General features: G+C 60.8%; 19 protein-coding genes. 11 read left to right on the top strand and 8 right to left on the bottom strand.

Translation table 11 applies throughout. From position 1 onward, the window contains the following. Positions 1-7: 7 nt before the first annotated feature. The 3 genes from trhP to IE111_RS15600 form a co-directional block, all read right to left on the bottom strand. A complete protein-coding gene (gene trhP / locus IE111_RS15590; protein WP_189610417.1) occupies positions 8-1,357 on the bottom strand; it encodes a prephenate-dependent tRNA uridine(34) hydroxylase TrhP in 1,350 nt (449 codons plus the stop codon). A 64-nt stretch (positions 1,358-1,421) separates the two neighbouring features. After that, positions 1,422-2,627, bottom strand: a complete 1,206-nt coding sequence (locus IE111_RS15595; RefSeq protein ID WP_189610420.1) for an HD-GYP domain-containing protein — start codon at positions 2,625-2,627, stop codon at positions 1,422-1,424. A gap of 158 nt (positions 2,628-2,785) precedes the next feature. Then, a complete protein-coding gene (locus tag IE111_RS15600; RefSeq protein WP_189610422.1) occupies positions 2,786-3,367 on the bottom strand; it encodes a superoxide dismutase in 582 nt (193 codons plus the stop codon). A 219-nt stretch (positions 3,368-3,586) separates the two neighbouring features. On the opposite strand from IE111_RS15600, the gene IE111_RS15605 reads away from it, so the two are divergent. After that, positions 3,587-4,525 carry a hypothetical protein gene (locus IE111_RS15605; protein ID WP_189610424.1) on the top strand — a complete coding sequence of 313 codons (939 nt, stop codon included), beginning with the start codon at positions 3,587-3,589 and terminating at the stop codon, positions 4,523-4,525. A 60-nt stretch (positions 4,526-4,585) separates the two neighbouring features. Then, positions 4,586-5,374 (top strand): DeoR/GlpR family transcriptional regulator, encoded by a 789-nt coding sequence (locus IE111_RS15610; protein WP_189610426.1) that lies wholly within the window; start codon positions 4,586-4,588, stop codon positions 5,372-5,374. Between the two features lie 839 nt (positions 5,375-6,213). Here the strand turns inward: IE111_RS15610 and dapD are convergent. From dapD to map, 5 genes are all read right to left on the bottom strand, one after another. Next, positions 6,214-7,245 (bottom strand): 2,3,4,5-tetrahydropyridine-2,6-dicarboxylate N-succinyltransferase, encoded by a 1,032-nt coding sequence (gene dapD / locus IE111_RS15615; RefSeq protein ID WP_189610428.1) that lies wholly within the window; start codon positions 7,243-7,245, stop codon positions 6,214-6,216. Positions 7,246-7,388: 143 nt separating this feature from the next. Beyond that, positions 7,389-7,742, bottom strand: coding sequence for an arsenate reductase (locus tag IE111_RS15620; RefSeq protein WP_229805384.1), 354 nt, complete (start codon positions 7,740-7,742; stop codon positions 7,389-7,391). A gap of 61 nt (positions 7,743-7,803) precedes the next feature. Continuing rightward, a complete protein-coding gene (gene dapC / locus IE111_RS15625; RefSeq protein ID WP_189610430.1) occupies positions 7,804-8,991 on the bottom strand; it encodes a succinyldiaminopimelate transaminase in 1,188 nt (395 codons plus the stop codon). Further along, positions 8,992-11,670: a [protein-PII] uridylyltransferase gene (gene glnD, locus IE111_RS15630; protein WP_189610431.1), complete on the bottom strand. Its 2,679-nt coding sequence runs from the start codon at positions 11,668-11,670 to the stop codon at positions 8,992-8,994. A 122-nt stretch (positions 11,671-11,792) separates the two neighbouring features. After that, positions 11,793-12,569 carry a type I methionyl aminopeptidase gene (map, locus tag IE111_RS15635; protein WP_189610433.1) on the bottom strand — a complete coding sequence of 259 codons (777 nt, stop codon included), beginning with the start codon at positions 12,567-12,569 and terminating at the stop codon, positions 11,793-11,795. A 768-nt stretch (positions 12,570-13,337) separates the two neighbouring features. On the opposite strand from map, the gene rpsB reads away from it, so the two are divergent. The 9 genes from rpsB (at position 13,338) to bamA (ending at position 23,453) form a co-directional block, all read left to right on the top strand. Continuing rightward, on the top strand, positions 13,338-14,087 hold the full coding sequence (gene rpsB / locus IE111_RS15640) for a 30S ribosomal protein S2 (RefSeq protein WP_189610435.1): 750 nt from the start codon (positions 13,338-13,340) through the stop codon (positions 14,085-14,087). 155 nt (positions 14,088-14,242) lie between these two features. Continuing rightward, positions 14,243-15,109: a translation elongation factor Ts gene (tsf, locus tag IE111_RS15645; protein ID WP_189610437.1), complete on the top strand. Its 867-nt coding sequence runs from the start codon at positions 14,243-14,245 to the stop codon at positions 15,107-15,109. A 231-nt stretch (positions 15,110-15,340) separates the two neighbouring features. Next, a complete protein-coding gene (pyrH, locus tag IE111_RS15650; RefSeq protein WP_189610439.1) occupies positions 15,341-16,081 on the top strand; it encodes a UMP kinase in 741 nt (246 codons plus the stop codon). Next, entirely contained in the window at positions 16,078-16,635 is a 558-nt protein-coding gene (gene frr, locus IE111_RS15655) for a ribosome recycling factor (RefSeq protein WP_189610440.1), read from the top strand. The genes pyrH and frr overlap by 4 nt, the downstream gene beginning before the upstream one ends. A gap of 278 nt (positions 16,636-16,913) precedes the next feature. Continuing rightward, positions 16,914-17,669 carry an undecaprenyl pyrophosphate synthase gene (uppS, locus tag IE111_RS15660; RefSeq protein ID WP_189610442.1) on the top strand — a complete coding sequence of 252 codons (756 nt, stop codon included), beginning with the start codon at positions 16,914-16,916 and terminating at the stop codon, positions 17,667-17,669. A 2-nt stretch (positions 17,670-17,671) separates the two neighbouring features. After that, a complete protein-coding gene (locus tag IE111_RS15665) occupies positions 17,672-18,496 on the top strand; it encodes a phosphatidate cytidylyltransferase (RefSeq protein WP_189610443.1) in 825 nt (274 codons plus the stop codon). Positions 18,497-18,502: 6 nt separating this feature from the next. Further along, positions 18,503-19,690, top strand: coding sequence for a 1-deoxy-D-xylulose-5-phosphate reductoisomerase (ispC, locus tag IE111_RS15670; protein WP_189610445.1), 1,188 nt, complete (start codon positions 18,503-18,505; stop codon positions 19,688-19,690). Next, entirely contained in the window at positions 19,687-21,036 is a 1,350-nt protein-coding gene (gene rseP, locus IE111_RS15675) for an RIP metalloprotease RseP (protein ID WP_189610447.1), read from the top strand. The genes ispC and rseP overlap by 4 nt, the downstream gene beginning before the upstream one ends. Before the next feature lie 74 nt (positions 21,037-21,110). Next, positions 21,111-23,453 carry an outer membrane protein assembly factor BamA gene (bamA, locus tag IE111_RS15680; protein ID WP_189610449.1) on the top strand — a complete coding sequence of 781 codons (2,343 nt, stop codon included), beginning with the start codon at positions 21,111-21,113 and terminating at the stop codon, positions 23,451-23,453. The last annotated feature ends 26 nt before the right edge of the window (positions 23,454-23,479 follow it).

Here is a 23,479-nt window from a genome sequence, read left to right on the forward strand (position 1 = left end):
TTCTGCCCTACACCAAATACCGCATCAGCAACCCGAACTCCACATCGCCCTCATCCACTCCCTCGGGCAACGGAATGCTCACCTCATAGTCCGACCCGGGAACTTCCTCGATGTTCTTTCCGTTTTTGACCAACCGAATGTCGTCCAGCGCATAGCTCCGGTTACCGCGTGGCGACATCCACTCAACCCGGTCCCCGACCCGGAATTTGTTCTTGGCGCGCAGGTGGATGCGTTGGTCGTCGGTGCCGATCGCTTCGGCGACGAATTGCTGTTGGTCGGAGGTGGCTCGGCCCTGGTCGTAGTTCTGGTAGGCGTCGTGGGTGTGGCGGCGGTAGAAGCCTTCGGTGTAGCCGCGGTTGGCGAGGTGGTCGAGCTGGTGCATGAGGTCGGGGTTGAAGGGGTGACCGGCGATGGCGTCGTCGATGGCGCGGCGGTAGACCTGGGCGGTGCGGGCGGCGTAGTAGTGGGATTTGGTGCGGCCTTCGATCTTGAGCGAGGTGATGCCCATGCGCACGAGACGGTCGATGTGTTCGATGGCGCGCAGGTCTTTGGAGTTCATGATGTAGGTGCCGTGTTCGTCTTCCCAGGCGGGCATCAGTTGGCCGGGTCGGCCGGGGTCTTCGAGCAGGAAGAGGTTGTCGGTGGGGGCGCCCTGGCCGAGGGTGGGTTCGGCGGGGCTGTCCGGGGTCCAGTGACCGCTGGCGACGGGGATGAGGTCGCCGGTGGCGTCGGTGGTGGCGGGGTGGGCTTGGTAGGACCAGCGGCAGGCGTTGGTGCAGGTGCCCTGGTTGGGGTCGCGGTGGTTGATGTAGCCGGACAACAGGCAGCGGCCGGAGTAGGCCATGCACAGGGCGCCGTGGACGAAGACTTCGAGTTCCATGTCCGGGACCCGCTGGCGGATTTCCTCGATTTCGTCGAGTGAGAGTTCCCGCGACAGGATGACGCGTTCGATGCCCTGGCGCTGCCAGAAACGGACGCTGGCCCAGTTGACGGCGTTGGCCTGGACGGAGAGGTGAACGGGCAGGTCGGGCCAGCGCTCGCGCACCAGCATGATCAGGCCGGGGTCGGACATGATCAGGGCGTCCGGGCCCATGTCGACGACCGGTTCCAGGTCCCGAAGGTAGGTCTTTACTTTGGCGTTGTGCGGGGCGATGTTGCTGGCGAGGTAGAATTTACGGCCGAGCGCATGGGCCTCGTCAATGCCGATGGCCAGGTTGTCGGCTTTGAAGTCGTTCTCGCGCACGCGCAGGCTGTATCGGGGCTGGCCGGCGTAGACGGCGTCGGCGCCGTAGGCGAGGGCGTAGCGCATGTTGCGCAGCGTGCCGGCGGGGGAGAGCAGTTCGGGTTGTGCGGTCATGGCGGTTATCCGGGTCGGGTGCAAAAGCCCGGATTGTAAGGACGGGAGCGGCTTGCCGATTGATCTACATCAAGGCGTTGATGTCGACCTTTTCCTTGATTGGGTCGAGGGCGTGAACGATGCGGTCCTGGTTACCGGGTTTGGACAGGTCGACCAGTCGCAGCGATACCGGTTGGCGCAGCTTGCGGTTGTAGAACAGGCGCACCGTGGGGGCCAGTTGGCTGTGTTCGTTGATTTCGACCACCACGCCCATCAGGCCGCTTTCCAGTTCAACCAGAGAGCCGACCGGGTAGATGCCCATGCATTTGATGAAGGTTTCGACCAGGCGCCGGTCCAGGTGGTGTTCGGTCCATTCCAGCAGTTTTTTCATCGCGGCCGTGGGCGGGATGCCGCGATGGTAGACACGGTCCGATGTGATGGCGTCATAGACGTCGACGATGGCCGTCATCTTGCCGTATTCGGAAATCTCGTTACCCTTGAGACCGTGCGGATACCCCGAACCGTCGATTTTTTCATGGTGCTGGGCCGCGACGCAGACGGTCAGCGGGGAAATGCCGGGCGTGGTCTTGAGGATCTCTTCACTGAACAGGGCGTGGCGTTTGATGATCTCGAATTCCCGATCGTTCAGGCGTCCGGGTTTGTGCAGTACGTCGTCGGGAATCTTGATCTTGCCAATGTCGTGCAGCAGGGCGCCGACCATGATGTCGTGCAGGGTGGTCCGCTCGAATTGACGGTAACGCCCGTAAACGGACATCAGCACGGCCAGATTGACCGAATGCTCCATCAGGTAGGCGTCTTTGTGGCGGATACGGCCCAGGCTGGACAGGGCGTTGTGGTTGCGCAGCACGGATTCGAGCAGGTTGTCGGCGACGTCGTTGACTGAATCGACATCGATGGAGCGGCCCAGTTTGACATCGCCCATGACGGTATCGATCAACTGCTTGGCTTCGTCGTGCAGGTCCCCGGCACGATGGCGCTCGATCTCCAGTTCGACCCGGGGCCGGTTGTAGTGGGTTTGCGCTCCGACCTTCTGGAGGGCCGCTTCGTTCAGCCGGTCGATTTCCTCGAGCGGAATACCGTCGGGGGAATCCAGTCCTCTGGCGGTGTCAATGTAGAGCTCGCTCACCCCCAGATCGCGAATCTTCTCGATAACGGCTTCCGAGCCGATCTTGCCCTTGCGGCTGTAGTTGTAATGGGGAATCCAGTCGGTATTCAGGTCGGAGATGTACATACCGACCCGGAGGCTGGTGACTGGAATGCGTTTGATCATGGAGGGTACGGCCAGATGTATCGATACTTTCGATTAGTCTAATACAAAATGCCCCTCGATGGGGGTAAAAACCGCTGATGGTGGCCACAGACGCAAAAAGGGGCCCGAAGGCCCCTTTCGGTTGGAGTCGGCTGGCCGGCTCCGGTGTGGCAGCTGGCTTACTTGCTGAAGTTCTCGGCGGCGAACTCCCAGTTGACCAGCTTCCAGAAAGCGGCCAGGTAGTTCGGGCGAGAGTTGCGGTAGTCGATGTAGTAGGCGTGTTCCCACACGTCGACGGTCAGCAGCGGGGTCTTGCCCTCGGTGATCGGGGTGCCGGCGTTGCTGGTGTTGACGATGTCCAGTGAACCGTCGGCGTTCTTGACCAGCCAGGTCCAGCCGGAGCCGAAGTTGCCGGCGGCTTTTTCGTCGAATTCTTTCTGGAACGCTTCAACGGAGCCCCACTTGGCGTTGATCGCGTCGGCCAGTGCGCCGGTCGGCTCACCGCCGCCGTTCGGGCTCAGGCTGTGCCAGTAGAAGGTGTGGTTCCAGATCTGAGCCGCGTTGTTGAAGACGCCGCCGGAAGACGATTTGATGATGTCTTCCAGGCTCTTGCCTTCGAATTCGGTACCCGGGATCAGGCCGTTCAGCTTGGTCACATAGGTGTTGTGGTGCTTGCCGTGGTGATATTCCAGGGTTTCCTGGGAAATGTGCGGTTCCAGTGCGTTCTTCGGATACGGTAAATCAGGCAGTTCAAAAGCCATGGTTCTCTCCCTCACGGATGGGTTATTAATTTCTTGTGAACGACCGAGCAGGCGCGGCCGCTCGCTCAACTGCTTATGATCAGGTCAGTGTGACGGTGTTTCAAGGGCCGGGGGTGCGATACTCTCTTTCCGATCCTGCACTACGGCCCGTGGGTGAAAGTGGTTCACCACGTCACAGGGTTGGCCGCAGCGCTTGTCCCGGGCAGGAGGCTCCCTATAATGGCTGCACGCTCATTTCAGGAACAGGTTGTTACCATGGCGGATTCCAAGCCAGTCAATGAATTGCCCCGCATGGTCCCGGACCGGGACGAAATCCGTACGCGCAAGGGCTCCGGCCAGGAATCGAAACCAACGGGCTCCGGTTCGGGCGACAAGCCCACACCGCCGGCGCGGCGCGGTGGTGCCGGCCCGCTGGTGTGGGTCGCCTTGCTGGTTTTGTTCGCGGCCCTGGTGGGGGTCGGCCTGATGGCCTATAGCCAGAACCAGATGCTGGCCTCCTATGAGGAGCGCCTGCAATTGGCGGACGATCGGATCTCCTCGCTGGAACGGTCGATGAACGAGACCGGCGAATCGGTCGCCATGAACGAGACCGCCATCAACGCCCAGTTCCGGGCCATCAAGTCGGAGACCGACATGCAGATGTCGGAAATTCGCAAGCTGTGGGACGTCTCCAACAAGCGTAATCGCGAGTGGATCGAGGAAAACCAGCAGGCCATCGGAAAACTGCAAACCGACCTGCAGGCCCAGACCGACCAGTTGGCGGCCCTGAGTTCCAGCCTGGATCAACAGAGCCAGACCCTGGACACCCTGGCCGGCCGGCTCGACAGCCAACAGGAAAGTGCCAGCCAGCGCGCCGAGACCCTGACCAGCGTCCAGCAGCAATTGACCACACTCAACGAAGACCTGGCATCGATCGATCTGGCCTCACTGGAAGAGCGGCTTATCTCTCTGACCCTGGGTCAGGAAACCCTGCAACAGGAGCAGGGTGATATGCGCTCCAACGTTCAAAGCATGAATACAACGGTGCAGGAACTGAACGAGACCATTCAGGCCATCGATGCCAGCCGCCTGGACACCAACCGCCGACTGGTCACGTTGAACGATCAGTTGCAGGCGCTCGAAGCCAAGGTTTCGGCGCTGACCGGTTCGTCCCAATAACCCAATCGAAGGATGGGTTCGCCCCTAATCGGGGCGAACCCGACAGACTGTTGGATCGTCATGGATAAACCTCTGAACCCGAGACAGGCGGCCATCGTCCGCCGAGTTGAACAATCCGGCCATGTCACCATCGACGAACTGGTCGATGCTTACGACGTCACGCCCCAGACCATCCGTCGCGACCTGACGTTACTGTCCGACGAAGGCCTGATCGCCCGCTTTCACGGTGGCGCCAGCCCGGTGAATTCGACCGAGAACCTGTCCTACCAGGACCGGCAGATCCTCAACCAGGCGGCCAAGGAACGCATCGCCGCCCAGGTGGCCGAGCAGATTCCGGATCACGCCAGCCTGTTCATCAACATCGGCACCACGACCGAAACCATCGCCCGCGCGCTGATGAACCATCGCGGCCTGCAGATCGTCACCAACAACCTGCATGTGGCGACCATCATGAGCCCGAAAGAGGATTTCCGGGTCATCATCGCCAGTGGCGAGGTGCGCAATCGGGATGGCGGCATCGTCGGCGAGGCGACGCTGGATTTCATCCGCCAGTTCAAGCTGGACTACGGCATTATCGGCATCAGCGGCATCGACGAGGACGGCTCGCTGCTGGATTACGATTACCGGGAAGTGCGGGTGGCCCAGACGATCATCGAACACAGCCGCCATGTGTTCCTGGCGGCGGACAACAGCAAATTCGGCCGCCGGGCCATGGTTCGATTGGGCAGCATCACCCAGGCCGACGCCGTCTTCACCGACCAGCCGCCACCGAAGACCATCGAGGACATCCTGGCGCAGTCGGACGTCCGCCTGTTCATCTGCGACGAACGACAGGCCGAGGCGGTTTAGCGTCCTGGAGGCTTTGTGCCACTCGTATACTTTGGTGCCTTCATCTGTGGTGCCTGGGTGGGATTGATTGCCAGTGGCCCGTACCGGAGGTGGGGGGAGGCCTCCTCGGGGTCGCCGTGAATACATCCATGTAGGCTAGACGGCAGCCATCCATGGCTGCCGACTTCCCCGATGAGGCCTCCCCCCACCCCCGGCACTCACTGCTGAAACCTCTACACCATAACCCTTCCCCCTCTACTCGAACCAGATATCGCCTAGCATCACTACGTAGGGTGGGCACGGCCCACCAATAAGACAAATGTAACCACAAAACCCAGTAGGTCGGATTAGCTAAAGGCGTAATCCGACAACACAACCGTGGCAAGGTACAAACCATTACCTCAAACAAATATTGGATTACAACACATCGGATCTAGTTGAAAGTACACAGTAGATTGGATCAGTCCGACGCCTCGGTGCACCGAAGGCTGTAATCCAACGATCAATGTGCGAGCCGTGGTAAACCCTTCAGCCAGGGATCGGTCTTGTCGGATTACGGTCCTGCGGACCTAATCCGACCTACGTACTGGTTCGAGTAGAGTAGGGAAGGTTTTTGGAGTAGAGGGCTGAACAGTAAGTGCCGGGGTGGGGGTAGGCTTCATCGGGGAAGTGGGCAGCAGGGATGCTGCCGTCTAGCCTACATGGACGTATACACGGCGACCCCGAGGAGGCCTACCCCCACCCCGGCACGAGAGCCAACCCAGGCACCAAGGGCCACTGGCACAAAAGCCAACCCAGGCACCGGGGCGGAGGCACGAACCGAACCAAAGGCACGGTAATGGAAACCGGCCTCCGGAGTATCAGTTGTTGGCGTGCAATGCCTCGTTCAGTTCGATCGCGCTCTTGTTGGTCAGGCACTCAACACGGCCGGTCTCGGCGTTGCGCCAGAACAGCAGGTTGGACTGACCCGCCAGTTCCCGGGCCTTGACCGTCTTAACCGGCTGCTTTTTCTCGTCCAGCATGGTCACCTTGGTGCCTGCGGTAATGTAGAGCCCGGCTTCGACGGTGCAACCGTCGCCCAGCGGAATGCCGACACCCGCGTTGGCGCCCAGCAGGCAGTTCTTGCCCAGTGAGACGACGACCTTGCCGCCACCGGAGAGGGTGCCCATGATGGATGACCCGCCACCGACGTCGGACCCTTCGCCGACCATAACGCCGGCCGTGATCCGGCCTTCAACCATCGACACAGACTCTGTGCCGGCATTGAAGTTGACGAAACCTTCGTGCATGACGGTCGTGCCCTTGCCGATGTGCGCGCCCAGACGCACCCGGGCGGTATCGGCGATGCGCACGCCTTCCGGCACGATGTAGTCGGCCATTTTCGGGAACTTGTCGACACAGTTCACTTCCAGCACCCGGCCGTTCAGGCGGGCTTCCATGCGACGTTCGGCCAGTTCCGGCAGGTCGATGGGGCCTTCGTTGGTCCAGGCGATGTTGTGCAGCAGACCGAACAGACCTTCCAGCGAGCAGCCGTGCGGCTTGATCAGGCGATGGGAGATCAGCTGCAACTTGAGGAAGCCTTCGGCGACCGAGGACGGGGCGCTGTCGGTTTCCAGGGCGACCAGCACCAGGGTCTGGTGGCTGCTTTCGGCGGCACGGCAGAACTGGGCGGACAGGGTGTGACCGGCGTCGTTGAATTGGCCGGCGAGCGGGTTCATCTGGCTGTTTTCCAGCACGAACACTTCATTGCCGCCGTTCAATTTCACGACTTCGCCGACGCCCTGGATCAGGCTGTCTTCGGGATTCAGCAAAGGTTGCGGAAACCAGGCTTCGATAATCTTGCCTTCTGAGTTGCGGGTGGCGGTACCCACCGCCAGGGAGAAATAGCTCATCCGTCGTGACTCCTCGGGTTTCTAATGTCGGGTATGGTTAGAGATGCAATCCGGGGGCGGGGCGGGCCCGATCACGAGCCACGCGGTGCCGAATTCGGTTCAGTCGGATTCCAGGGGGCGATGCCTCGGGGCGGTCGCCCGGGTTATAACTCCAACGACAGCAGGTCCCGGAAGGCCTGCTCGTTGTAACCCACACTCACCAGGCCGCCGTGCTCGACGACCGGACGTTTGATGATCGACGGTTCGGCGATCATCAACTGGATGGCGCGTTCAGGGTTCAGTTTTTCCTTGCGCCCATCGTCGATGTTGCGCCAAGTCGTACCCCGTTTATTGATCAGGTTCTCCCAGCCGACGTGGGGAAACCAACTGCGCAGCAGGTCTTCGGTCGGCGGGGTTTTCTTGTAGTCGATGAATTCGTAATCGGCCCCTTGCTGGTCGAACCAGGCCAGGGTTTTCTTAATGGTGTCGCAATTTCGAATGCCGTAAATCCGGATCATGGCGTCCGCCCCATTCAGGCTGTGTATCGTCTCGGGTGGATGTCGTTTAGGGCTGATGGCCCTATAGCAGTTTGCGCAACCGTTCGGCGGCCTCGATGCAGGCGTCGACCTCGGCGACCAGGGCGATGCGAACGTGTCCGTAGCCCGGGTTCACGCCGTCGACGGTGCGCGACAGGTATTGGCCGGGCAGTACCCGGATGTTGGCCTTGGCCAGCCATTCCCGGGCCACGGCTTCGTCGTCCCGGCCCAGGTCGGGCCAAAGGTAAAAGCTTGCGTCGGGAATGTCCACCGGCAGTTTGCCGGCAAGTATGCTCTGTACGGCCCGATACTTCTCGTTGTACAGGGCCCGGTTCTCGGCAACATGCGCCTCGTCGCGCCAGGCGGCGATGGACACATGCTGGTGCGGCAGCGGCATGGCGCAGCCGTGATAGGTGCGATAGCTTCGAAACTGGTTCAGCAGGTTCGCATCGCCGGCGACGAAGCCGCTGCGCAGGCCGGGCAGGTTGCTGCGTTTGCTCAGGCTGTGAAACACCAGACAATGGCGGTAGTCGGCGTCCCCCAGGCTGGCGGCAGCTTGCAGCAGACCGGCCGGCGGGTTGTTCTCGTCGCGGTACAGCTCGGAGTAGCATTCATCCGAGACCAGAATGACATCGTGTTGCTGCGCCTTGCGGATCAGTCGTTGCAGCTGTTCCTGGCTCAGTGTCCGGCCGGACGGGTTGCCCGGGGTGCACAGGAACAGCATTTGGCACTGGTCCCACTCGGCGTCGCTCAGGGCGTCGTAATCCGGCTGGTAGTTCGATTCCGCCAGGCAGGGCAGGTAACGGGGTTCGCCCCCGGCCAGGAAGGTCGCCCCTTCGTAAATCTGATAGAAGGGGTTCGGCATCCAGACCTGATTCTTGCTCGATGTAGCGTCGAACAGGGCCTGAACCACGGCGAACAGGGCCTCGCGCGTGCCGGTCACCGGCAGGACATGCGATTCGGCGGTCAGGCTGCCCGCGGGCAGTTGAAAGCGCTGCGTGCACCAGTCGGCGATGGCCTCGCGCAAGGCCGGCAATCCGGCGGTGGCCGGGTAGTGTGAAAACCCGTCCAGATGGTCGCGCAGGGTGGTTTCCAGAAAGGCCGGTGCGGCGTGTTTGGGCTCACCAATGCCCCAGGCGATTTCGGGCAACTCGGCCGGGGTCACGTCCGCGACCAGGCGCTTCAGCTTTTCGAACGGGTAGGGCTGGAGTCGCTCCATCAGAGGGTTCATTCAGGGTTGTCCTTGTTCGATCGTGTCGGCCAGACGCTGCTGCAGCTCGGCAACGCGCCTGGCATCGTGCAGGGGTTCGTTCTGGTTGTCGACCACGAAGAAGACGTCCTCGACGCGTTCGCCCAGGGTCGAGATGCGCGCGCTTTGCATGCGCAGATCGAGCCGTTTGAAGGTGCGGCCGATGTCCGCCAGCAGACCGGGACGGTCCGAGGTGATCACCTGGACCACGGTGCGCTGGTTGGTCGGGTCGTTGCTGACGGTGATCTCCGGCGGGATGCTGAAGTGCTTCAGTCGCCGCGACATGCGGCGCTGGGGCGTCGACGTCTCTTCCGGATCCTGTATGGCGAGCAACAGCCGGTGTTGGATGTCGCGTAACCGGGCCGGGTTGTTGCCGATGCTGTGGCCTTCCTCGTCCAGAACAATGAAAGTATCCAGACTGAAGTCGGACGCCGAGGACGTCATGATGCGGGCGTCCTGGATGTCGAGCTCCAACTGGTCGAGGCAGGCGGCGATGTCGGCGAACAGATGCGGCCGGTCCGGCGCGTAGATGAACACCTGGGTGGCGCCGGCGAAGCTCTGTTCGTCGGTTTCCCTGATCAGCACCAGGGGCACGTTCAGGCCGTGATTGGCAATGGCGCGGGTGTGCCAGGCGATGTTCTCCGGGCTCTCGCGCAGAAAGTAATCGTCGCCGGGGTTGTCCCACAATTCCAGGATCTCGGCTTCCTCGAAACCGTCGTCGCGGAGCAGGGCCAGCGCCTGGGATTTGATCTCCTGAACCCGTTCCTCTTTGTCCACCGGGTTCTCCAGGCCGCGCCGCAGGGCCCGCAGCGCCTCGTTATACAGCTTCTTCAGCAGCGAGGCCCGCCAGCTGTTCCACAGGTTCGGGTTGGTCGCGAAGATGTCGGCCACGGTCAGCACGTAAAGGTAGTTCAACCGGTGCACGTCGCCGACCTGCTGGGTAAAGTGGTTGATCACTTCCGGGTCCGAAATGTCCTGGCGCTGGGCCGTGGTGGACATCAGCAGGTGATGGCGTACCAGCCAGATCACCAGATCGGTTTCCCAGGCGGTCAGGCGGTGGCGCAGGGCGAAACGGCGCACTTCCTCGGCGCCCTCGACCGAATGATCCGACCCCCGGCCCTTGCCGATGTCGTGATAGAGCGCCGCTACGTAGACCAGCTCCACCTTGGGTAACTGGTGGATGATCTTGGTGGCGATGGGGAATTCGGCGGTGTTGTTGGCGTGGCGGAAGCGGCGCAGGTTGCGGATGGTCAGCAGGGTATGGGCATCGACGGTGTAGACGTGAAACAGGTCGTACTGCATCTGGCCGACGATACGCCCGAATTCCGGTAGATAGCGGCCGAGAATCCCGTGCTGGTTCATGCGCATCAGGTTGGTCGAGACCCCGGCCGGGCTGCGCAACAATTCCATGAAAAAGGTGATGTTGCGCAGATCCTGGCGGAATTTGCCGTCGATGCGATGGCGATTAGCGAAGATCTGCCGCAGCGTGCCGGCCCGAATGCCTTTGACTTCGGGTTGCTGGGCGCACAGGACGAAAATCTCCATCAGCGCGGAAGGCGTGCGGATAAAGACCGACTCGTCCAGCGTTTCAATGTAGTTGTCGCGCACCTGGAAGCGGGAGTTGATCGGAATGATCTGTTCCTCGTCCCCGGCGTGCAGAATGGTCTCGTCGAAGTGTTGCAACAGCATGATGTTCAGGGCGCGCAGCCGGAACACCTGGCGGAAATAGTCCTGCATCAGATGTTCGACCGCCAACTGGCCGTCCCGATCGCTGTAACCGAATTGCTCGGCCACCTGCTCCTGCAGATCGAACAGCAAACGGTCCTCGGCCCGGCCGCTGAAAACATGCAAGGCATAGCGGATGCGCCAGAGCGCGTCCTGGCCTTCCAGCAGGGCCTGGTATTCGGCATCGGTCAGAAACTTGCGTTCCACCAGGCCGCCAAGATCGGTATCGCCGAAATGGCGCTTGGCGACCCAGGCAATGGTCTGGATATCACGCAGCCCGCCCGGGCCGGCCTTTACGTTCGGTTCGAGGTTGTATTCGGTTTCGTTGTACTTCTGGTGGCGGTGGGTCTGCTCGTTCAGCTTCGCCTTGTAGAAGTCCTCACTGGGCCAGATGTAATCGGGCCCGGTCAGTTCGGTCACCCGCTCTCTCAGGCTCTCGTTGCCGGCCAGGGTGCGGGTTTCCATCAGGTTGGTCGTCACCGTGACATCGTTGCGGGCTTCCTCCTGACAGGCGGCCAGCGTGCGGACACTGTGGCCCACCTCCAGCTTGATGTCCCACATCAGCGTCAGGAACGCCTGGATCGACTCGACATTGGTCTCGATCCGGTCTTCCTCGGTGAACAACAACAGCAGGTCGATGTCCGACTTCGGCAACAACTCACCGCGGCCGTAACCGCCGACCGCCACCAGGGCGATATCGTCCGGATCCGACCACTCGAAACATTGCCAGGCCGCTCGAATCACCTGATCCAGAGCCCAGGCCCGGCCAAACACCAGCGATCGTATCGGCTCACCCTGTAAAAAGCGGCGATCCAGCGCTTGTTGCAACTGTTCCAGAGTCTCGCGCAATACGGGAACGGCCGGTTGGTCGGCCAACGACCGGCACAAGGCGTCAAAATCGACTAAATCGCTGTCGGCGTAATCGCTCAGGATCATTCACTCGTCCTACAAAAGGTGAGCCAATGGTAAAGGGAAGGGAGCCTCTGGACAATTCCCGTGGGGCTCCCCGGGCCGGCCAATGGGAAAGCCTGACCGGCCAGGCAGGTAATGAGTCGAGATCAGAAGGATTCTTCACCCCGTCGAGTCAGAACCTCGACGCCATCGGCCGTTACCAGCAGCGTATGCTCCCACTGGGCCGACGGTTTGCGGTCCTTGGTCACCACCGTCCAGTGATCGCCGAGCATCTTGGTCTGCGGCTTGCCGGCGTTGATCATCGGCTCAATGGTAAAGCACATGCCTTCCTGCAGCTCCATACCGGTGCCCGGCTTGCCATAGTGCAGTACCTGGGGCTCCTCGTGGAAACCCGCCCCGATGCCGTGACCGCAGTATTCCCGCACCACCGAATAGTAATTGCTCTCGGCATGTTGCTGAATCACATGGCCGATATCGCCCAATTGCGTTCCGGGCCGGACAATCTCGATGCCCTTGTAGAGGCATTCCTGCGTCACCCGCACCAACCGCTCCAGGTGCGCCGGTGCTTCACCGACAAAGAACATCTTGCTGGTATCGCCGTGGTAGCCATCCTTGATCACCGTTACATCGATGTTCAGGATGTCGCCCTTCTTCAATACCTTGTCATCGCTCGGGATGCCATGGCAGATCACATGGTTCACCGATGTGCAGATCGACTTCGGAAACGGCGGATTGCCATAATTCAGTGGCGCCGGGATACCCTTTTGCACATTCACAATGTGATCGTGGCAGATACGGTCCAGCTCGCCGGTGGTGACCCCGGGTTTGACATAGTCCCCGATCATTTCCAGCACTTCGGCCGCGAGGCGACCGGCGACCCGCATCTTCTCGATTTCTTCAGCGGTCTTAATGGTAACAGGCATGCGATTCCCAAGTCGGATCATGAATAATGGCCGGGTATTCTAAAGGTTTTAAGAACGCCTTGCAGCAATAGGCCCGTGGTTGCTTATACCTATTCAGTTCAGTGCCAGAACCCGCACCGGCTGCGGGGTAAGTCTATTCGGGGTCGCCGTGAACCCGTCCATGGGGGCTTGACGGCCGCCATCCGGGCGGCCGACATCCCCGAATAGGCCTACCCGGCAGCCGGCGCTAGCCTTTCATGGTCGATGGCATACCCGTTTCTAGCGCTTCCCCCAATACTATTGGGGGACTGTTGGAATCAGTTGTTGGCACGTATCTAAGCGGCAGGGGCCTGGGTGGCTCACGCAGGGGAGTTCGCAGCATGGATGCTGCGGTCTAGCCCCCATGGATGGGTCCACGGCGACCCGGAGTGAGCTACCCAGGCCCCTGCCGCGGACCACAGGCACCTCTATATGGAGCCTCAGAAGCGATCCATTGGCACCTCCATACGGAGCCACTACAGCGAACCACTGGCACCTTCTCAAGGAGCCCCACAGCGGACCAGTGACGCATCACTTGCAACCCAGAAGTTTTGTGTTTGACTGGACGGTGTGGTATAAAGCGCGCCGCTTTCGGGCAGAGTGTCCGAAGGTGCGTCAATTGGCCACCGCCAATGGCGTAACATTAACTCTCACATGCGCCGACACATGATTTCGGGTGCTCCAGGGCCACAGGTCAGGGGGTTGGATCATGGGGCGTGTGGAGGCCTAACCCGAACAGTTGAGGATATTATGGCTACTACTGTTTCCATGCGCGACCTGCTTAAGGCAGGCGTACACTTCGGTCACCAAACCCGTTACTGGAACCCCAAGATGGGCAAGTACATCTTTGGTGCCCGCAACAAGATCCACATTATCAACCTCGAGCACACCGTCCCGGCCCTGAACAACGCTCTTGAGCATATCGGCAAAATGGCCGCTGCCAAGAACAAGGTCCTGTTCGTCGGTACCAAGCGTTCCGCCAGCAACATCGTCCGTGAAGAAGCCTCCCGTGCCGGCATGCCTTATGTCGCCCACCGCTGGCTCGGCGGCATGCTGACCAACTACAAAACCATTCGTCAGTCCATCAAGCGCCTGCGCGAACTGGAAACCCAGGCCGGCGACGGAACCTTCGACAAGCTGACCAAGAAAGAGCGCCTGATGCGCGAGCGTGAAATCGAGAAGCTCGAGAAGAGCATCGGCGGTATCAAGGACATGGGCGGCCTGCCGGATGCCCTGTTCGTCATCGACGTCGATCACGAGCGCATCGCCATCCAGGAAGCCAACAAGCTGGGCATTCCGGTCATCGGCGTGGTTGATACCAACTCCAACCCGGACGGTATCGACGTTGTGATCCCGGGTAACGACGACGCCATCCGCGCCATCGAGATCTACGCCAGCTCCGTCGCCAACGCCGTACTGGAAGCCAAGGCGGCCAACGCGACCGAAGCTGACGAATTCGTCGAAGTGGCTGACGAAGCCGCCGGCGAATCCGCCGAGTAAGCCAACATCGGCCAAGGCAGATGAAAAAAGGGGCCGAGGCCCCTTTTTGCTATCAGACTGCCCCATACGCGACTGCCGGTTCATAAAGCGGTATCAAACATCCGGCAGACTGAAGCAGGTCGACCTGAATTGAACGACACATTGAGGAACTGAACATGGCTAACATTTCCGCGAGCATGGTAAAAGAGCTGCGTGAGCGCACTGGCCTCGGCATGATGGAGTGCAAGAAAGCACTGGTCGAAGCCGGTGGCGACATCGAAGCAGCAATCGACAACCTGCGTAAGGCCTCCGGCCTGAAAGCCGCCAAGAAGGCCGGCCGTACCGCCGCCGAAGGCGTTATCATCACTCGCACCAACGACGACAACAGCGAAGCTCTGTTGCTGGAAGTCAACAGCGAAACCGACTTCGTCGCCCGTGACGACAACTTCCTGGCGTTCGCCGACAAGGTGGCCGACCAGGCCTTTGCCAGCAAGCAGACCGACATCGCCGCTTTGATGGCCGACGGCCTCGAAGCCGAGCGTGAAGCCCTGGTGCAGAAGATCGGCGAGAACATCTCCGTTCGCCGCGCCGTCCTGATCGGCGGTGAAGGCAAGACCGTCGCCACCTACGTTCACGGTGGCCGCATCGGCGTCGCCGTTGAATTGAAAGGCGGCAGCGAAGAGCTGGGTCGTGACGTGGCCATGCACATCGCCGCGATCAACCCGCAGTACGTCTCTCCGGAAGACGTCCCGCAGGAAATGCTCGACCGTGAAAAAGAAGTGGTTTCCGCCCAGGCCGAGAATTCCGGCAAGCCGGCCGAAATCATCGAGAAAATGGTCACCGGCCGTCTGAAGAAGTTCGTCGCCGAGATCTCCCTGGTCGAGCAACCGTTCGTCAAGGACCCGGATACCAAAGTGGGCACCCTGGTCAAGAACGCCGGCGCCGAGTTGCTGAGCTTCACCCGTCTGGAAGTGGGTGAAGGCATCGAGAAAGAAGAAGTCGACTTCGCCGCCGAAGTCGCCGCGGCCGCCAAAGGCAGCTAAGGCACAGAAAAGGGCAGTTTGACTGCCCTTTTTTTTGCACAGGACGTGCTTATGCTGCGAAGCACAAGGATGTGCGGGAGTAGTGCTTGTACAGGATGTACTTATGCCGCGAAGCGGCAGTTTTTAATATGTAGGAGCGCACGCTGTGCGCGATCTGGTGGTTGAACCCCAAGGGTCGCGCACGGCGTACGCTCCTACAGGATACAACCAGACACCATTCGGAGAGACGCCATGCCCACGAAAGACTCCCACCCGCGCTACAAACGCATCTTGTTGAAACTCAGCGGCGAGGCGCTGTCGGGGGAGCAGGGGTTCGGTATCGATCCGAAAGTTTTGGACCGCATGGCCCTGGAAATCGGTCAGTTGGTGGGCATCGGCGTCCAGGTCGGACTGGTCATCGGCGGCGGCAACCTCTTTCGCGGCAAATCGCTGCATGAGGCCGGTCTCGATCGGGTCACCGGCGACCACATGGGCATGCTCGCCACCGTCATGAACGCCCTGGCCATGCGCGACGCACTCGAGCGTTCCAATATTCGCAGCCGCGTCATGTCCGCCATTCCCATGTCCGGCATTGTCGAACACTACGACCGCCGCAGCGCCATCCGCTACCTGACCCAGGGTGACGTAGTCATCTTCTCCGCCGGCACCGGCAACCCCTTCTTCACCACCGATTCCGCCGCCTGCCTGCGCGGCATCGAAGTCGAAGCCGAGGTCGTACTTAAAGCCACCAATGTGGACGGCGTGTATAGTGATGATCCCCGAACCAATCCGGATGCGGTAAAATACGATCGTTTGACCTACAACGAAGCCCTGGAGAAGCAACTCGGGGTGATGGATTTGACGGCTGTCTGCCTCGTGCGGGATCATAATATGCCGGTTCGGGTGTTCAATATGAACAAACCCGGAGCCCTGGTATCGCTGATGGTCGGTGGTAACGAGGGGACGCTCATGGTAGAGGACATAACTGCATGATCGAAGAGCTTAAAACAGAGACCGAAGCCCACAACCGCAAGGCCCTCCAGGCCCTGGACGAAGGCTTCAACAAAATTCGCACCGGCCGGGCCAACCCGTCCATATTCGACGGTGTTCAGGTCAGCTATTACGGCAATCTCACGCCGCTCAAGCAGGTCGCCAACATCAACGTCGAAGACGGCCGCACCCTGGCCATCGTTCCCTGGGAAAAGAACCTCGTCCCGGAGATCGAAAAAGCCATCATGAAATCCGACCTCGGCCTCAACCCGGCCACCTCGGGCGACAAGATCCGCGTCGTCATGCCGTCTCTGACCGAAGAGACCCGCCGCGAGATGATCAAGGTCGCCCGCGCCGAAGCCGAGAAGGCCCGGGTCTCCATTCGCAGCGCCCGTCGTGACGCCAACGCCACGATCAAGGAACTGATCAAGGAAAAAGAGCTCTCCGAGGACGAAGGTCGCCGCGGCGAAGAGACCATCCAGAAGCTGACCGACAAGGCCATCGCCCAGGTCGAAGAGCATCTGGAATCCAAGGAAAAAGAACTGCTGACGGTCTGATCCGCCCGCAGAAGACCAGCAAGGGCAGCATGGGTTACCATGTTGCCTTTGTTTTTATAGCGGGAACAAACCGGCTGAGTTGGCAAACAACGAGCGACGGTTGCCGGGGGTGCTCAACCGGGGATGTCGGCAGCAAGGATGCTGCCGTCAAGCCTACATGGATGTATTTACGGCGACCCCGGAGGAGCACCCCCGGCAGCCGGCGCGAACCACTGGCACCTGATCAACCGAGCCGAACAAACCGCCCGGACATTCAAGAAACGAATATTGGATAGCCTATGACCACTGTCTCCGAAGAGGGCGTCACCAAAGTCCCCCGCCATGTGGCCATTATCATGGATGGAAACAACCGCTGGGCGAAAAAACGCCTGCTGGGCGGCATCGCCGGTCATAAAGCCGGTCTCAAGTCCGTACGCGCCGTGGTCGAAAACTGCGCGCGATCCGGCGTTGAAGTGCTCACCCTGTACGCCTTCAGCTCCGAAAACTGGCGCCGGCCCAAAGACGAAGTCAACGCCCTGATGGAACTCTTCCTCCTGGCGCTGAACCGGGAAGTCAAAAAACTGCACAAGAACAACCTGAAACTGCGGGTCATCGGCGACAAAACCGGCTTCAGTCAGACCATTCAGAACGCCATCGCCAAAGCCGAGGCCATGACCGCCCATAACACCGGCATGACACTCGCCATCGCCGCCAATTACGGTGGCCACTGGGACATCACCCAGGCCGCGCGCAGTCTCGCCCGCGACGTCGCCTGCGGCAACCTGAGTCCCGACCAGGTCACCGAAGAGGCGCTTCAGGCCCGAATCGCCCTGGGTGATCTGCCCGCGCCGGACCTGTGCATTCGCACCGCCGGTGAACAACGCATCTCCAACTTCCTGCTGTGGCAATTCGCCTACACCGAATTCTACTTCTCCGACGAATACTGGCCGGATTTCGACCTGGCATCGTTGCAGCGGGCCTTCGCCAGCTACGCCGGACGCGTGCGCCGATTCGGCCGTACCGACGAGCAGCTGGAACAGACCGTGAGCTCCTGAACATGCTTTTCCAACGAGTTGTAACCGCACTGGTGCTGGCACCACTGATGCTGGCGGGTATCTACCTGCTGCCCGCCGTCTGGTTTTCCGCCTTTATCGGAGCCATCGTCGTACTGGGCGCCTGGGAATGGGCCAATCTGGCCGGATACCAGCGCATGACCTCCCGACTGGGTCTGGCAGCCCTGACCGCCGGCCTGCTGGTGGCGATTTCCTGGGTGCAGAACGCGACCCCCGTCACCTGGCTCGCGCTGACGCTCTGGTCGTTGCTCTGGTGGGTATTGGCGCTGGCGCTGGTCGTCGCCTATCCCGCCAGCCAGGGGGTGATTCGCCGACGATGGGTCCGCCTGTTGATCGCGATTCCCGTTCTGTTACCCCTCTGGCTCGGGTTGAACGTCCTCAAGGCCCACGACCAGGCCAACCTGGTGCTGACATGGCTGATGCTGCTGGTCTGGGGCGCCGATATCGGAGCCTATTTCGCCGGCCGCGCCTTCGGCAACCGCAAACTGGCACCCCATGTCAGCCCCGGCAAGACCTGGGCCGGCGTCTATGGCGGCATGGCCACCTCGGTGGCGATTTCGGCCATCATCGGTATCGCCTTTCTGGCCGACCTGGACGGCGCCCAATGGGGATTGATGCTGTTCGTCAGCGCCGTTGTCGTGGCGATCTCCGTGCTGGGCGACCTGCTGGAGAGCCTGCTCAAACGATATCGCGGCATCAAGGACAGTTCACATCTGCTGCCCGGCCATGGTGGTATCCTCGACCGGATCGACAGCCTGTGCGCGGCCACACCCATGTTTTGTCTCTTGCTTGCTCTGGTAGCGGTATAGCCGACCATGACAGATCATACAGACGTTCTACGCCAAACCGTCAGCGTGCTCGGAGCCACCGGCTCCGTCGGCTGCAATACCCTGGACGTGATCGAACGGCATCCGGACCGTTTCGACCTGTTCGCCATCAGCGGTCATCGCAACCTGGACCGGTTGGCGGAGCAAGCCCTTCGCTTCCGGCCTCGGTATGTGGTGGTGCCGGACGATACCGGTCGCACCCAATTGCTCGAACGACTGAGCGGGCAGGGCACCGAGATACTGGTCGGCGAGGCGGCACTGGCGGACGTGGCCGCGCACCCCGACGTCGACACCGTCATGGCGGCGATCGTCGGTTCGGCGGGGTTGTCCTCGTCGCTGGCGGCGGCCCGCGCCGGTAAACGATTATTGCTGGCCAACAAGGAGAGCCTGGTCGTGGCCGGGCATCTGCTGATGGCCGCCGTAGCCGAGTCCGGTGCTGAATTGCTGCCGATCGACAGCGAACACAATGCCATTTTCCAGTGCATGCCGTCGGATCATCGTCGCCAGGGGATCGCCTCCGTATTGCTGACCGCATCCGGCGGTCCCCTGCGGGATATGTCGGCCGGACAACTGGCCGGTGTGACGCCGGAACAGGCGGTCGCTCATCCCAACTGGTCGATGGGCCGCAAGATATCCGTCGATTCCGCCTCGCTGATGAACAAGGGGCTGGAACTGATCGAGGCCTGCTGGCTGTTCGATCTGACGCCGGATCAGATCGAGGTGGTGATCCACCCGCAAAGCGTCATTCATTCCATGGTGCGCTATCTGGACGGGTCCGTCATCGCCCAGATGGGCACACCGGACATGCGCACGCCCATCGCCTATGGCCTGGCCTATCCGGATCGCATCGTCAGCGGCGCCGAACCGCTGGCGTTCGATCCAACCCTGCAACTGACGTTCGATACCCCCGACCGTGACCGTTTTCCCTGTTTGCGCCTGGCCGAGGAGGCCATCGCCGACGGCGGTACCCTGCCGGCCGTGCTTAATGCCGCCAATGAAATCACCGTCGCCGCTTTTCTGGACCGTCGCTTGTCTTTCCCGGACATCGCACGCATTAATGAGGCCGTTATGAACCAAATGGGGGCCGAGCCGGTACAATCCGTCGAGCAATTGTTGAGCGTGGACGCCCGCGCCCGTGCGTTGGCGGATCAGGCCCTCGAGGAACCGCGTACATGAACGTCCTTTTAAGTGTGATCGGCCTGTTGGTGGCCCTGGGAATCCTGGTGACCGTGCACGAGTACGGTCATTTCTGGGTGGCCCGTCGCAATGGCATCAAGGTGCTGCGTTTTTCCATCGGCTTCGGCCAGCCGCTGTACCGCTGGTACGACAAACAGGGCACTGAGTTCGCCATCGCCTGGATCCCTCTTGGTGGCTACGTCAAGATGCTGGATGAGCGGGAAGGTCCGGTACCGGCCGCCGAACAGCACGGCGAGTTCATGTCGAAAACACCGCTGCAGCGTATCGCCGTCGCATCGGCCGGTCCCCTGGCCAACTTCCTGTTCGCGATTCTGGCGTTCGCCCTTCTGTATACCATTGGCGTGCAGGGGCTGAAGCCGCTGGTCGACCAGCCGCCTACCGAAACCCCGGCCGCCGAGGCGGGTTTTGAGCGTGGCGATCGCATACTCGCGATCGATGGTCACGAGGTCGATACCTGGAGAGAGGTCAATCTGACCCTCGCCCAGCGCGTCGGCGACAGCGGAGAGATCGAATTCCGGGTTGCCCGTGACGGCCGTGAGCGGCGTCTGAACGTCCCGGTCGAGCGCTGGCTGAGCCAAGAGTCGGAACCGAACCCGATGGCGAACCTGGGGCTCTATGTTCAGCGACCCGAAGTCCCGGCCGTCATCGGTCAATTGATGCCGGGCGAGGCGGCCGAAGCGGCCGGCCTGCAAGTCGGGGACCAGGTCCTGCGGACCGAGGGTCAAGTGATTGAAAATTGGCTGGACTGGGTCGAAGTGATCCAGCTCAATGGGGGCCGCTCGCTCGACGTCGAGGTACTGCGCGATGGTGAGCGCATGACCCTTGAGATTACCCCGCGAACCCGCGAGGTCGAGGGCGAAACCCAGGGCTACATCGGGGCCGGAGCCGCGAGCTTCGAATGGCCGGAAGAGCAGATTGTCACCCATCGGGTCATGCCCTGGACGGCTATTGCCTGGGGTCTTCGGGACACCTGGGAGATGGTCGGTCTCAGCTTCGGCATGCTCGGAAAAATGGTGACCGGCCAGGTCTCGTTCGAGCAAATCGGTGGTCCGATTTCCATGGCACAGCTCGCCGGTGATTCGGTGCAGGGCGGTCTGGAAAGCTTTGTTCGCTATCTGGCGTTCATCAGCATCGCCCTGGGGGTCATGAACCTGCTTCCGATCCCGATCCTCGATGGCGGCCACATTCTGTTTTACTCCATCGAATGGTTGCGCGGGCGCCCTGTGTCCGAGCGAATGCAAATCATCGCCACCCAGGTCGGACTGATGCTGATCATCGGTCTGATGATGGTGGCGTTTTACAATGACATCGGGCGATTGGGCTGACCGCGCAACGCCTCGACAACGTCTATGCGGCCGGGTGCGGGCACCCGGCCGATTGTTTGAGAATGGGAGATTCTATGAGATCAGCGTGTGCAGCATTGACGGCGTTGCTGCTGAGTGTCGGTGCCTGGGCCGAGCCTTTCGAGTTGTCAGCGATCACCATCAATGGCCTGCAACGGGTCTCCCTGGGCTCGGTGCTGCGCGCTTTGCCGATCCAGGAAGGCGATCGGGTCGATTCGGACAACGCCGATGAATGGCTGCGGTCGGTTTACTCGACCGGGTACTTCAGCGATGTTCGCGTACTGCGGGATGGCGACGAACTGATTTTCGAGTTGACCGAGCGTCCCTCCATCGACTCGGTCGAATTCTCCGGCAACAAGACCATACCCACCGAAACGCTGGAGCGGGTATTGAATAACGTGGGTCTGGCCGAAGGTGAAATTTACAGCCAGTCCCTGCTGGAGGGGATCGAGCTGGAACTGGAACGACAGTACGCCATGCAAGGGCGTTACAACGCCACCGTCGAGCCCGAGATTACCCCGCTGTCGCTCAATCGCGTCAAAGTCGAACTCGACATCAACGAAGGACCGGTGGCCACGATCGACCACATCGAGATCACCGGCAACGAAGTCTTCACAGACGACGAACTGCTCGACACCCTGCGTTTGCGCGAGTCCAGTTCACGTTATGTTTTCCAATGGATCGCCCGCCGTAACCGCTTCGGTCAGGCCCAATTGACCGGCGACCTGTCGCGACTGGAAGACTACTATCTCGACCGGGGCTACCTGGACTTTCGACTGGAATCCCATCAGGTTTCCATCGCCGACAACAAGTCCGACATCACCCTGATCTTCAATGTCTTCGAAGGCGAACCCTATCACGTCTCCGGCATTCAACTGACCGGTGACCTGGTCGATCTCGACGAGGAACTGAATGGCCTGGTCGACGTCGAGTCCGGCGATCTGTATTCCCGGGTCGCCATCAGCAACATCAGTTCCGCCATCACCGATGCCCTGGGCGCGCGCGGCTATGCCTTCGCCGATGTCCAGACCCAGCTCGACCCCGACCGGGAAGCCCGCACCGTCGATGTCACCCTGAGCGTGAACCCCGGCAAGCCGGTCTACGTCAACCGCATCGAGATTCGCGGCAACAGTGAAACCAACGACGAAGTGATCCGTCGTGAATTGCGCCAGCTGGAACGGGCCCTGGTCATCAACCGCAATATCCGCCTGTCGAAAGGCCGGCTGGAGCGGCTGGGGTATTTCAAACGGGTGGACATTCGCACCCAGCGTGTGGAAGGGCGTGACGACCTGGTGGATCTGATCGTCGTGGTCGACGAAGCCACCCAGCGCGAAATCAGCGGCTCCATCGGCTACTCGGACGTCAGCGGTTTCTTCACCGAAGCCAAGATGCAACAGAAGAACTTCCAGGGTAAGGGGTATGACTTCTCCGCGTCGGTGACCGTGAACAGCACCGAACAGAACTACAATCTCTCGTTCGAGGACCCGTATTTCACGGTTAACGGCGTCAGCCGGGGCATCGATCTGTATTACCGGCGCACCGATTTCAGCCAGGCCACCTTCAGTAAATACGCCACCAACACGGCCGGCGGCCGATTGACGCTGGGCTATCCGATCTCGGAGAACCAGCGCCTGAACTATGCCCTGGGCTACAGCCAGGACGAACTCTTCCTGAGTGACTCGGCGCCCCAGGAAATGACCGACTTCAAGGACGCGAACGGCGACGATTACGAGATCATCGATGCCCGCGTGACCTGGAATTACAACACCCTGAACGGGACCTTCAAGGCCACGCGCGGTCGTCAGATGTCGTTGTCGACCGAGGTGGCCACGCCTCTGGGCGATCTGACCTATTATCGCCTGACCGGCAACGCCGAGCAGTATTTCCCGGTAAACGACGACTACAGCTTCCGTCTGCATACCGATCTGGGCTATGGCGGTGGATACGGCGATGCCGACACCCTGCCGTTTTACAAGAACTTTTACGCCGGTGGCGTGCGTTCGGTTCGCGGCTTCCGGTATGGTTCCCTGGGTCCGCTCAGTACACCGAGTGTGGACGAAAACGGTGATGATCTGACGGATCCGTCGCCGATCGGCGGCAACATCAAGGTGTTGTACGGTGCGGAACTGCTGGTTCCCATGCCGTTCGTCAAGGACCAGAGCTCGTTTCGAGCTTCTCTGTTCCTGGACGGCGGAAACGTATTCACGGATCAATGCCGTACCGATAACGAAACCTGCCAGGAAGGTATTGATTTCGCCGAAATGCGGTATGCTGCCGGGGTTGACGTGACCTGGATAACACCGTTGGCGCCGCTCAGCTTCAGCTACGCCTGGCCGCTGAACGCCCAGGACGGCGACCTGGAGAAGAACTTTGCCTTTACCATCGGCCTGTCATACTAAGGCCGACTGAACTGACTTGAACCGAC

The sequence above is a fragment of the Saccharospirillum salsuginis genome (assembly GCF_014651855.1).
Lineage (GTDB): Bacteria > Pseudomonadota > Gammaproteobacteria > Pseudomonadales > Natronospirillaceae > Saccharospirillum > Saccharospirillum salsuginis.

Bases quoted from the DNA above. Each gene is read 5' to 3' on its own strand.
- trhP (WP_189610417.1), bottom strand. From the start codon at position 1,357: ATGACCGCACAACCCGAACTGCTCTCCCCCGCCGGCACGCTGCGCAAC.
- IE111_RS15595 (WP_189610420.1), bottom strand. From the start codon at position 2,627: ATGATCAAACGCATTCCAGTCACCAGCCTCCGGGTCGGTATGTACATC.
- IE111_RS15600 (WP_189610422.1), bottom strand. From the start codon at position 3,367: ATGGCTTTTGAACTGCCTGATTTACCGTATCCGAAGAACGCACTGGAA.
- IE111_RS15605 (WP_189610424.1), top strand. From the start codon at position 3,587: ATGGCTGCACGCTCATTTCAGGAACAGGTTGTTACCATGGCGGATTCC.
- IE111_RS15610 (WP_189610426.1), top strand. From the start codon at position 4,586: ATGGATAAACCTCTGAACCCGAGACAGGCGGCCATCGTCCGCCGAGTT.
- dapD (WP_189610428.1), bottom strand. From the start codon at position 7,245: ATGAGCTATTTCTCCCTGGCGGTGGGTACCGCCACCCGCAACTCAGAA.
- IE111_RS15620 (WP_229805384.1), bottom strand. From the start codon at position 7,742: ATGATCCGGATTTACGGCATTCGAAATTGCGACACCATTAAGAAAACC.
- dapC (WP_189610430.1), bottom strand. From the start codon at position 8,991: ATGAACCCTCTGATGGAGCGACTCCAGCCCTACCCGTTCGAAAAGCTG.
- glnD (WP_189610431.1), bottom strand. From the start codon at position 11,670: ATGATCCTGAGCGATTACGCCGACAGCGATTTAGTCGATTTTGACGCC.
- map (WP_189610433.1), bottom strand. From the start codon at position 12,569: ATGCCTGTTACCATTAAGACCGCTGAAGAAATCGAGAAGATGCGGGTC.
- rpsB (WP_189610435.1), top strand. From the start codon at position 13,338: ATGGCTACTACTGTTTCCATGCGCGACCTGCTTAAGGCAGGCGTACAC.
- tsf (WP_189610437.1), top strand. From the start codon at position 14,243: ATGGCTAACATTTCCGCGAGCATGGTAAAAGAGCTGCGTGAGCGCACT.
- pyrH (WP_189610439.1), top strand. From the start codon at position 15,341: ATGCCCACGAAAGACTCCCACCCGCGCTACAAACGCATCTTGTTGAAA.
- frr (WP_189610440.1), top strand. From the start codon at position 16,078: ATGATCGAAGAGCTTAAAACAGAGACCGAAGCCCACAACCGCAAGGCC.
- uppS (WP_189610442.1), top strand. From the start codon at position 16,914: ATGACCACTGTCTCCGAAGAGGGCGTCACCAAAGTCCCCCGCCATGTG.
- IE111_RS15665 (WP_189610443.1), top strand. From the start codon at position 17,672: ATGCTTTTCCAACGAGTTGTAACCGCACTGGTGCTGGCACCACTGATG.
- ispC (WP_189610445.1), top strand. From the start codon at position 18,503: ATGACAGATCATACAGACGTTCTACGCCAAACCGTCAGCGTGCTCGGA.
- rseP (WP_189610447.1), top strand. From the start codon at position 19,687: ATGAACGTCCTTTTAAGTGTGATCGGCCTGTTGGTGGCCCTGGGAATC.
- bamA (WP_189610449.1), top strand. From the start codon at position 21,111: ATGAGATCAGCGTGTGCAGCATTGACGGCGTTGCTGCTGAGTGTCGGT.